Here is a 10,219-nt window from a genome sequence, read left to right as displayed (position 1 = left end):
CCTTAAATTCCTTGTGGCTGCCCCTGTTCTGAAACAAAGTCACGCACGTCAATCTTACCTGTTACTGCTGCGGAGATAAGGGCGGTTTTACGCTCTTGCATAAGTTTAATTGCGGATTCAGATTTTAGAGTTAAATCATCAAATCTTTTTAAACTTTTGAATAAAAAGTCAATAATTTCTCTACTTTCATCTTTTGATGGGATCGCTATTTCAAAATTATTATATTTATCTGCACTGACATTTTGTATTGTTGCTTGTATTTGGGAGCTTTTTATCCAGTCCCAGTAAAAGTTCGTCAAGGTATTAAAGTAAACCCAATCAGCATCAATGATACCTTCATTAATACTCGCTTTAATTAAGTAACCTGCAAAGCAACAGCTTCCCCACGAATTACGATATATAAAGCTCTTACCTACTGTTCCTCCACTCCTTGCGAGTAAGATATCTCCGTCTTTTAGCATATAAGGTAAAGCTATTTCTTGTGGTAGAGATCTAAAAGTATCATCCCTCAACGTTCCGTCTTCATCAACATCTGTTATTCTTACAAATCTAGGTTGTGATTTGTCAATATCTTCAGCCGCTTCATTTGCACCATAAAGCAAAGGCTCTTTAACTATATATTTTATTTTTTTAACTTCCCAATGCTCTGGCACTTCACCTAGCCATTCTACGCCTGAGTCGCGCATTGGGGCATTGGGGTTTAGTCCTTTTGTCACTGCGTGAGAAATGACCGCTTGGCGTTTTTCTTTTAACAGCTCAATTAGCTTTTCTTGCTTAGCGATTAAGGTGTCGATTTTAGCGGTTTCGTGATCGAGAAAACTGGCGATTTTTTGTTGTTCATTGTATTCAGGTAGCCAAATACTTATGTTCTTTAATATTGCTTGGGTAACACTGAATACCTTAACTCCTTTTACCGCATCTCTAACCTGAGTTCTAAATTCAGTCGAGTCAAAAAGATAAGCTAAAAATCGATAGTAGTTTGTTATATTAGGTCGGATGACTACTGTATGATAACCAGCAAATAAAACCTCATCACTAATAAGTTGTGTAAAGTTACCTGACCCCTCGATATCTTCAGATGTGTCAGCAAATATAAAATCACCTTTGGATAAAATCGCATATGGTGAAGACTCCAGATACTCTTTATCAACACATTTTAATTGATGCTTTAGTGGATCTATTTCAAACCCATATTTTGAATGTACTTCACCATAACTAACACAGGGAACACCCGTATCCTTTAGGTTAGCTTTTGTAATCGTTAAACCACGACCAAAAGATGAAATAAACCGAACCTTACTCGTTGACCAAGCTTTTGGTATCTTCTCAAGAAAACGTAACTCAGTATCTCTATACTCAGGATATGCTTTATACTTTCTTGCGCTCAAGGCTGTACCTGCCATTATGAATGTACCTCGTTAAGCAGCTGCATAATATCACTCGATACTTTATCTAAATCCGCATCAATTTCGATGAGTGATCTTGGTGGTACGTATTCATAAAAATGGCGATTAAATGGTATTTCGTAGCCAACTATACCTACTTCACCGTCTTGCTCATCCGTTTTTTTAGTATCAATCCACGCGTTTGGCACATGTGGTAGTACTTCACGGGCAAAGTAGTTATCAACAGATTCAGTGAGTGGTACGTTTTCATTATCACGCAAGTCTGGGTTGGCTTCTACCTTGCCCTTTACTTTACATACTTCTGCTTCGTCATCGTGTTCGCTCAAGTGCTTAACAATCAGTTTAAGCTGGGCAGCGCTTAGCTTAACGGCTACTAGTCTAGCTTTGAGTTGTTTGAGGAACTTATCACGCGATAAATATTTCTCTTGTTCAAAAGAAGCAAGCGCATCCAGAATGGCTTGTTGAGTCGTTTCATCCATTTTCGCCCAAGCGTTATCGGCTTGCAGGGCTTCAAGGCGCAGTTCATCTTTTGGGTAAACAGCTAGTTGTAATGGGCGCTCTACTGTAATACGGCGATAACCAAACGCTTGGTAATCGAATATTTTACTAAAGTCGTTCTCTACAAATTGGCCGTATGTTTTAACAATGGTTTCTATCGCGTCTTCTGTTAGTTCTTTACGTTTGCTACCCAGTGATTTACGCATTGCTGCATAAAATACATTCTCATCATTTCCTTCAACTTCACCGCCACCACTACGGCCTCTGCCGCCTGTTTTAGCGCGCTCTTTTGCCGCATTTATAAGTTGTACTTTGCCTTTACGGTTAGCAGGTTTATGGCTTGAAAGCACCCACACATAAGTTGATATGCCGGTGTTATAAAACATATCCGTAGGTAGGGCTACAATGGCCTCTAGCAGGTCGTTTTCAAGAATATAACGGCGAATTTCACTCTCACCACTCCCCGCACCACCGGTAAATAACGGTGAGCCATTTAAAATAATACCAATGCGCGAACCACCTTCGTGTTGTGGGCGCATTTTGCTAACTAAGTGCATTAAAAACAGTAACGAGCCGTCAGACACGCGCGGTAAACCCGCACCAAAGCGGCCTTCAAAGCCTTTTTCGGTGTGTTCGTCGTTAATTTGTTTTTGTATTTTTTTCCAGTCCACACCGAATGGCGGGTTTGATAACATGTAATCAAACTTTTCGGTGCGTAACTGGTCATTCGATAAGGTATTGCCGAGCTTAATGTTATCGACCTTTTGGCCTTTAATAAGCATATCGGCTTTACATATAGCGTATGACTCTGGGTTTAGCTCTTGGCCAAATGCTGAAAGCGATGCTTTATTGTTAAGTTCTAGTACGTATTCCATACCCGATGATAAAAACCCGCCCGTACCCGCTGTTGGGTCGTAAATTGAGCGAACTAAGCCCGATTGCGTAAGCGCATCGTCGTCATTGGTAAACACTAAAGAGGTGGTTAAACGTACAATGTCGCGCGGGGTAAAGTGCTCACCCGCGGTTTCGTTAGAGCTTTCAGCAAAGCGCCTTATTAGCTCTTCAAACACTAAACCCATGCCATAGTTATTAATAACATTTGGGTGTAGGTCGGTTGTAGCAAAGCGTTTAGCTACTTTATAAAGTAGGTCGGCTTCAGCAAGCTTATCTAGGGTGTTAAAAAAGTCAAAATGCTCAAAAATTTCACGCGCATTAGGGCTAAACGATTGAATGTAACTCTCTAGGTTACTGGCTACATCGGTTTCGCCGAGGCGGTTTAAATCCATTTTTGAGGTATTGTAAAAACTTAACTGCGCTGCGTGAGTAAGGAGCTTGTCTTGCGCTTCAATTGGCATGGCTTTTACGGTTTCGTACTTTTCAAGCACAGCAGGTTTAGTGGCTTCAAGCACACACTCTAAACGCCTTAACAGTGTAAAAGGTAGGATTATACGGCCATACTGAGATTGTTTAAAATCACCGCGAAGCAAGTCAGCGACTGACCATAAAAAAGCAGCGGTTGAAGAGAAGTTGTTATCTGTCATTTTGACCCTTTATTATTTTGTTTTCCGTAACTTAACTTACCATATCATTAGATATGCTATTTTTTAAGCAAGATTTAAAGATTATTTACCAGCACTGAAGGCAGTATTTTTTATTAAGGGTATTGTAACCTTTATTATGTTGTATGGTAGAGAAGCTTTATCAAATTAAGGTAATATTCATAATTAACAAAATAGTAATCTATAAATAACTCATAGCTTTAAAACGGAATTAAATTATGAAAAAGGAAGAAGTAGACGCACATGTAAGAGGTGTTGTAGACAAGCTAATTGAGCAAATGCAGGAGAACTTGGGGGAATGGATAGCACCTTGGCATAATGGCTTTTTAGAACCTAAAAATGCCATTACACACCACCTTTTTAGTGGCATGAATGCAACGCTACTTTGGGCGTCTACCCTTGAGAATACTTTTCAATCGGATGAGTGGGCTACACTTAAACAATGGAATACAAAAAAAGCGAAGGTAAAAATTCGCTCAAAAGGGACACGTTTATTTCGCCCTATTTACGCTAAGAAAAATAACCCCAGTGATGAAGATTATATTATTTATTTTAAACCTTATACGGTATTCAACGCTGACCAAGTAAATAATTACAATTCAGCACACCCTGACTTATTTGCAGATGATATGCCGATAGATCCGAGTGCTGATAAATTTATAGCCCGATGCAAAGCCAATATTACTCATGGCAATACCGATGCATTTTATAGAGTATACGAAGATAAAATATACCTGCCATTCCCCACTAACTTTGTAGATAGTTCTCATGGGAGCAAAAAGCATAATTATTATGCTACTGCTATCCATGAGTTAATTCATTGGAGTGGGCATGACTCTAGAATGAAGCGCAACTTAGCTAACAATAGTACTGAGCAGTATGCATATGAAGAGCTTGTTGCTGAACTTGGTGCTGCAATTATATGTACGCGGCTTGAAAATACAATTACACCAAGAACAGATCATGCAGCTTATTTGAAGTCTTGGATAAAGCATTTAAAAGATGACTTTCGTTACTTATTTAAAGCCGTAGATGACGCAAAAAAAGCAGTACATTTTTTGTATGAGTTAACAGGCATTGAAAACGCTGATGTGGATTGTGAAGATAAAGAGTTTGAACAACTTAATGATAGTGAAGCAGTAGAACCAGAGAAAATAATTCTTACAGGTTTTGTAAGTACGCTAAAAGTTAGTACGTGCTGTAACCATTGCCATGAAAGTTATAGTGTTACGTTAACCCGTTATGAAAATTTATCGTTTTGTGAGCAATGCTCAAAGCCAAACAAGCATCATATTGAGTGGTAATTACTAGCTTTATTGGCGTAGCGACATTGAATAAAGAAAAAAACAGATAAATAAAATAATAATTTGTAATTAACATTTTCTATTTCAGCTACGCTTTGTTAGAGAGCTGAGAGGAATTTATATGTCCCATCAAGTTATTTGTTTAGAGGTGCAATTATTTAATAAAGAACAGCGGAATGAGCATTACAGATTAACTTTGCCTACTTATTGCTTAGTTGAGTTTGCCGAAAGACTCATTAATGAAATGCTTAATGCTCGCAAACTGCTAGAAGAAAATAATCTTTATGAAGTTGTTGTCAAAACAACTGAGGTCAATTGGTTTTATCAGCTAACTAACCGGTATCATCATTCGATGACTTCATACCTACATGTAACAAGCACAAAAATTGCGTTTTCTGGGCTGTTACCCCCAAATAAAGAACCTCACTTCATTACCCCATATGTAGATATTAACGATATAGCTTTGCCTGAGCGGAATATTAAAAGCGTTATATTAGATAAAAAACGTGTGCCATTAGTTTTATCGTTAATTCGTGAGCTGGAAGCTAAACAAGAGGCGTTTGAAAACACCTCTGACCTATACTGGCAGCTTGAAAATATAGTTTCGCCGATTCGAGATTTAGATGACAAGTGCACTAATGTGCTAACGACAGAACGTGACGAATTACTATCTAACTTAAATGAAGAGTCGAACACGCTAAGTGTACAAACTGAACGGCTTGAACTTGAGATTGAGCAAATAGTATTAAGAGTCATAAAGCGTATTTTTGGTGTGGTTTATGGTGACTTAATTACTCATATTGACACTAAAAATAGAACCACTAGCTTACGGTTTGAACATGCTTATTACTACGACAAGAAAATTACATTTAGTGGTACAGGCATTACAAAGCAGGGAAAGGTTGGTAAGCGACATCAGTCTTTTAGCATAAAGATTATGGCTGAGCGTGAGTCTGTATGAATATTCAAACTTTGCTATCAGAAATCAAACAGGCTAAAAAGCGCAGGGTAATTTTTGATTATCACCCATCACCTGTTAGTGGTGTAGATGTAATGGCAAAAGATTGGAAACCAAGCTTAGTACTATTACATGGTTTATTTAAATCACTTAAAGCAAAGAACTGTTCTATTACAATTACCTGGTGGGGCCAAATATTCATTACCCCTGAGAATAGCAACACTGCATTTGAGTTAGCACTTGGCTACAAATTAGTAAATGTTGAAATGCACGATGTACGCACTTTAATGAGAGAGCAAGATTTCACTATTTTGAGGCTGGCAACGGCCACCCCTTATTACACAGTAAGTTTGAGAGCTCACCGAAATAGTACTAAGTGGAAGGACATACCTTTTGATATAGGCCGTGACTCTGCTGAAAAACTCGCTACAGCCCTTCACTTAGACATGCTTATTAAGATTAAAAGTTATAGTAGCTCAGGCTTACAAGTTGAAAAATTTAGCTTATCTGACGATGATTTACTGGCGGCGTTACATTATGGTGCTGCAAAATTTGGTATTAATTCGCAGTTTTACAGCATCTCTTCAGTAATACTTAATTCTATGAGGAGGTGGGAAATTGAGTTGATGGAAAATCAAATAACAGTACAAACCCAGTACCCAATAAAAAGCAGAACTTTTCAATTAAATGATAAAGAAGTTATGTTTTTAAGATCTTTTTTACCACCCATAGTTTGTAAACCTGAGTGTTTTAAAAGCACTTAAATACTTATAAAACTAAAAAAGCGCCCTGATTAACTCGGAGCGCTTTGCGTTTCGGACAAATAAACAAGAGGGTTATACAAATTTAAATAACAAATATTTGAGCGCTACCTTCATACTACGCTTATTACTTTGGCAATATTTCTCATAGTTGATTATGCCAATAGCCATCTTGGTACAGAATAAGGTCAGTGTAATAAACCAGGCAAAATTTTGAGTTGATTGGTACTGTAAAAACAGTAACCCTGAGCCACTAAAAGCAATAGTCGAATAGACAATTTCTATTCGATAACCACGGATAGCTTTTAAGATTTTGAGCATTAAAAGCCGTCATCAGATGCATCAAAATAATCGTCTTCTATTGACCCTTCTATTTCGTGCACTGTCATTACTCTGTCTGGCTGGCCTATCACATTGCCACCAACATCTACGATATTAGCGCTCGCATTTGTGATAGGTAATCCTGTTGTTGGATTAATAGCAATATCATTAGCGTCGTTTTTCATTTTTAAACCTTAATAATCATTAATTAATGCTTTCAAATTTAATGATTTCGTGATAAAAATCAAACATGTTTGACTGCGCAGCTCAGCAACAAACGGTTTGAATTAAGTAATTAACCTTTCCCTTATTCCACCTAATTTTATTAAGTAAAAACCTTTTATTCTTTTCTAAAAAATTCATTAATAAGTTTAATTTGGAGGCGGCTTTTGTCTGCAAGACAGGTTTTTAGATCGCATTTTTCGGCACGAAAAACTGCAAAAAAAGCGTCTCAGAATGAGACCAATAGCTCGCGTAATACGTTGGAGGCGAAGCCGGAAATGTATGGAGTCGCGCGAATGTACAGCTGGTCTGTACCAACCGCGATAGTGTTTCGCATCAGCGAAATTCGATTAAAATTTGGCACAAATTGATATCGAACCATCTATTTTCGTCAGAAAATAAAAGCGAAGAAAAATGCGGATAATGGGGCACCCATCGCATTGTCTGTAGCGGCGGTATGGCGGTTGGTACAGAGCGTAGCGAGGTGCATTCGCGCTGGGTCTACAACGCTAGCGCGATAGCGCGTCGAGTCAGCTCGTTGCGGAGCAACACCAGAGCTGGCGGGCGTTTTAGACCCTATGGTTGAACAACGAAGTTGAGAAGCCATCCGCTGAAGGCGGTTTTTGTTGCGATAATTATCGCGACAATCATTCCGTACATGCTGTAAGAGCATCTCGGAATGAAAAACGGAAATACATTTATAAAATGATGATAATTTTTGTGTTGCGGTACTAGTTAATTTTACTAATTAACTCACTAAAAGGATTTTGTGAATTGACTCAGCAGCCATCAAAAAATTTAGAAATAAACAGCTCATTACTACTTAACTACCCTCGCTATTTTGATATAGATATGCGGTATTATCCAGGCGCAAATAACTATCAAAAAGGCGTTAACCGAACTAGATTAACCGTTTTAATTGCTATTCGATTTTCTATTGTTACACCAGGGATTATTCGTTGGTTATATTGCATCAACCATCGGTTAGCACTAGAGCATTTAAACCGGCTAGAAAACGATGGGCTATTGCGTGTGGTAAAAACACACCGAAGCCCAGACGGTCGAGTCTATGTACCTACCTACACTGCAGCCAAATTTGCAGAGGAGTTAATGGGCATCGATATACATTTTAGAGCGAATAGAAACCCTGCTCTGCAGTTCAATCAAAACAATGTAATGCATAACCTGATTAATGCATTTGTCATGCTGCGCGGTATACATAATTACCACAGTGATGAAACGTACGCACCAATGTGGAATGGGTTTATTACCGAGCCTGAATTTAAACGTATCAATAACCTATCTGATACACGAACTGTGGATGGTGCTGTGCGACTCCTAGATGGCTCTGTTGCAGCAATTGAAATTGAGCATTCATTTAAAAATAAAACGGCACGACAGGTCATTTTACTAAAATATTTGGCCTCGTTAAGAAATAGCGATTACAGTAAGATTTTTTTATTCTCTCAATCGGTCAAAATTTTTGATGACATTAAACGACTCCACGAACAACTATTTGAGGAAATGCCGCAACGTTTTGACAAGAAGACACGAGCACCACTTCTCAGTGAGAGCGATGCTGAGCTGCTGCGTGCCTCAATAATATACCGAACTAAATTGTGCTCTGAAATTGAAAAAATGTTTTACTCGTAATGCAGTAGTATAAACATTAAGGCGTTATGGTTGTTTTTTATTCAATTGTTTAGAGTAAAAAATCTTAGATTCATCGTCACCAAGGATTTTTGCATATTCCACGCAACGCCTTACATCTGCTTTTTTCAGCTTAAAAGTAGGATTTTGATTCTGTTTTAACAACTCATAAGTTCTTAATAACGTGAGGTTTGCACGAGCCCACTCGCCCTCTTTAGCTGACCCTTTTTTAACTCTAGGGCGGCGAAATAGATTTGGCCTAGCTATATGTTCACTTTTACTAGGGCATTGAGTGCTGTACGCAAACTCAATCGCAGTAATACAATTGCCCATTTTTTTTGGCTTAAACTTTACGCATATATCTGTGTGGGCATTGATTTTTTCAATAGCAGGTAGCAGTACGCGATTTTTAAAATCCCGCCATGCTCCATATGATTCGGATAAAAATAATTTCTGTTTCATCTCTGGCAACTGAAAATTCACAACTACCTCGCCCTTCCGTTTGTAATTTTTATAATTTCGCACCCTATTTAGAAGTGCGTAGAGCCGAAATGATGCTAGGTTGTTTAATTTTACTGTGTTATGAAAAAATAACTCTGTGAAATCACCCTTTATATTAAAAATATACGGCTCGATGGCTTCTGAAAACTCCAGTGTAATAAACGACCCTTGGTTTTTCAGCTTTTCGTATGTGGTATTGCTCACCCAAGGGATTGAAAACGCTTCATCTTTATCATCTAAAATAGTGACAAATTTATCTCTTAGTGACTCTGCAGCTGCGCTCAGCTGCTCATAGACACTGCTTTTATTGAGGCCGAAACACTTGGCATATTCCGTTGGATAAATCACAATTTTTCCTGGGTTAGGCTTTTTTGAATTAACCTTAGACAGCGCGAGATTTATTAATCGCTGCTCATTAATCTCTAGCGAATATCCCGCATGTAATAGCTTATTGGCGAAAACAATTTTTGGAGAATTTTTACTGCTCATGTCACTACCTTATTTCTAGTTGATGCAGTTATGCTAACCGCGGCTCAACCAATAAAAGAAATTTCGGTAAGTTTTTTGGTAAATAAAATTTTTATTTATTCACGGTAAAGTGTCCTCCTAAACCGTATAAATTGCCCACTCATTTCGTATAAAGCGCCACAACAAACATATAAACTGCCCACAAACACAGTAAATATTTCATTTAATTTCAATAAGATAACACCCTCTAAAAGTATTAAAATAGAAAAAATAAAAATAAAGGCACATTTGCCACTTTCTATTTTTTATTAATTTATTTCTGACGGTTAAAAAATAAATCGCGGATTCAAATCTGAAGTGCATAACGTTTAGGCGGCTTTAGCCGCCAAGTGATCCTGCATCAATTTTGCAGGCGTTTCAAATCCAAGTGTCTTCCTCGGACGATTATTAAGTTGCTCAAGTACTGGTATAACCTGCGCTGGTGTTACCGCCTTAAAATCTGTGCTCTTCGGCCAATACTGGCGTAGTAATCCATTCGTGTTTTCATTCAATCCGCGCTCCCATGAGTGAT

At 38.1% G+C, this 10,219-nt stretch carries 8 protein-coding genes and 1 pseudogene; 4 read left to right on the top strand and 5 right to left on the bottom strand.

Annotated features, from left to right (window positions below; all coding sequences use genetic code 11):
• Window positions 1-2: 2 nt before the first annotated feature.
• Window positions 3-1,403: a restriction endonuclease subunit S gene (locus GQR53_RS08700; RefSeq protein WP_165743624.1), complete on the bottom strand. Its 1,401-nt coding sequence runs from the start codon at window positions 1,401-1,403 to the stop codon at window positions 3-5.
• Window positions 1,403-3,445: a class I SAM-dependent DNA methyltransferase gene (locus GQR53_RS08695; RefSeq protein ID WP_165743622.1), complete on the bottom strand. Its 2,043-nt coding sequence runs from the start codon at window positions 3,443-3,445 to the stop codon at window positions 1,403-1,405. The genes GQR53_RS08700 and GQR53_RS08695 overlap by 1 nt, the downstream gene beginning before the upstream one ends.
• A gap of 236 nt (window positions 3,446-3,681) precedes the next feature.
• Here GQR53_RS08695 and GQR53_RS08690 point away from each other — a divergent pair, with 236 nt between their 5' ends.
• The 3 genes from GQR53_RS08690 (at window position 3,682) to GQR53_RS08680 (ending at window position 6,489) form a co-directional block, all read left to right on the top strand.
• Entirely contained in the window at window positions 3,682-4,767 is a 1,086-nt protein-coding gene (locus GQR53_RS08690) for a zincin-like metallopeptidase domain-containing protein (protein WP_165743620.1), read from the top strand.
• A gap of 121 nt (window positions 4,768-4,888) precedes the next feature.
• On the top strand, window positions 4,889-5,728 hold the full coding sequence (locus GQR53_RS08685) for a hypothetical protein (RefSeq protein ID WP_165743618.1): 840 nt from the start codon (window positions 4,889-4,891) through the stop codon (window positions 5,726-5,728).
• Window positions 5,725-6,489: a hypothetical protein gene (locus GQR53_RS08680; protein ID WP_165743616.1), complete on the top strand. Its 765-nt coding sequence runs from the start codon at window positions 5,725-5,727 to the stop codon at window positions 6,487-6,489. The genes GQR53_RS08685 and GQR53_RS08680 overlap by 4 nt, the downstream gene beginning before the upstream one ends.
• A 317-nt stretch (window positions 6,490-6,806) precedes the next feature.
• Here GQR53_RS08680 and GQR53_RS08675 read toward each other — a convergent pair whose 3' ends face one another.
• Window positions 6,807-6,992: a hypothetical protein gene (locus tag GQR53_RS08675; protein ID WP_165743614.1), complete on the bottom strand. Its 186-nt coding sequence runs from the start codon at window positions 6,990-6,992 to the stop codon at window positions 6,807-6,809.
• Between the two features lie 811 nt (window positions 6,993-7,803).
• Here GQR53_RS08675 and GQR53_RS08670 point away from each other — a divergent pair.
• Complete coding sequence (locus GQR53_RS08670) at window positions 7,804-8,682, top strand: hypothetical protein (protein ID WP_165743612.1); 879 nt, start codon at window positions 7,804-7,806, stop codon at window positions 8,680-8,682.
• A gap of 24 nt (window positions 8,683-8,706) precedes the next feature.
• Here GQR53_RS08670 and GQR53_RS08665 read toward each other — a convergent pair whose 3' ends face one another.
• Both GQR53_RS08665 and GQR53_RS08660 read right to left on the bottom strand, forming a co-directional pair.
• Window positions 8,707-9,669, bottom strand: a complete 963-nt coding sequence (locus tag GQR53_RS08665) for a replication initiation protein (RefSeq protein ID WP_165743609.1) — start codon at window positions 9,667-9,669, stop codon at window positions 8,707-8,709.
• A 347-nt stretch (window positions 9,670-10,016) separates the two neighbouring features.
• Window positions 10,017-10,219, bottom strand: a pseudogene (locus GQR53_RS08660) (IS30 family transposase); the annotation flags it as partial.

The sequence above is a fragment of the Pseudoalteromonas sp. Z9A6 genome, assembly GCF_011378805.1.
GTDB lineage: Bacteria > Pseudomonadota > Gammaproteobacteria > Enterobacterales > Alteromonadaceae > Pseudoalteromonas > Pseudoalteromonas distincta.
The sequence above is the reverse complement of the archived record's forward strand: the minus strand, read 5'-3'. Positions and strand labels throughout refer to the sequence as shown.

What these genes read in the sequence shown, in the direction of transcription:
- GQR53_RS08695 (WP_165743622.1), bottom strand. Translation starts at nt 3,445, where the DNA reads ATGACAGATAACAACTTCTCTTCAACCGCTGCTTTTTTATGGTCAGTC.
- GQR53_RS08675 (WP_165743614.1), bottom strand. Translation starts at nt 6,992, where the DNA reads ATGAAAAACGACGCTAATGATATTGCTATTAATCCAACAACAGGATTA.
- GQR53_RS08665 (WP_165743609.1), bottom strand. Translation starts at nt 9,669, where the DNA reads ATGAGCAGTAAAAATTCTCCAAAAATTGTTTTCGCCAATAAGCTATTA.
- GQR53_RS08700 (WP_165743624.1), bottom strand. Translation starts at nt 1,403, where the DNA reads ATGGCAGGTACAGCCTTGAGCGCAAGAAAGTATAAAGCATATCCTGAG.
- GQR53_RS08685 (WP_165743618.1), top strand. Translation starts at nt 4,889, where the DNA reads ATGTCCCATCAAGTTATTTGTTTAGAGGTGCAATTATTTAATAAAGAA.
- GQR53_RS08690 (WP_165743620.1), top strand. Translation starts at nt 3,682, where the DNA reads ATGAAAAAGGAAGAAGTAGACGCACATGTAAGAGGTGTTGTAGACAAG.
- GQR53_RS08680 (WP_165743616.1), top strand. Translation starts at nt 5,725, where the DNA reads ATGAATATTCAAACTTTGCTATCAGAAATCAAACAGGCTAAAAAGCGC.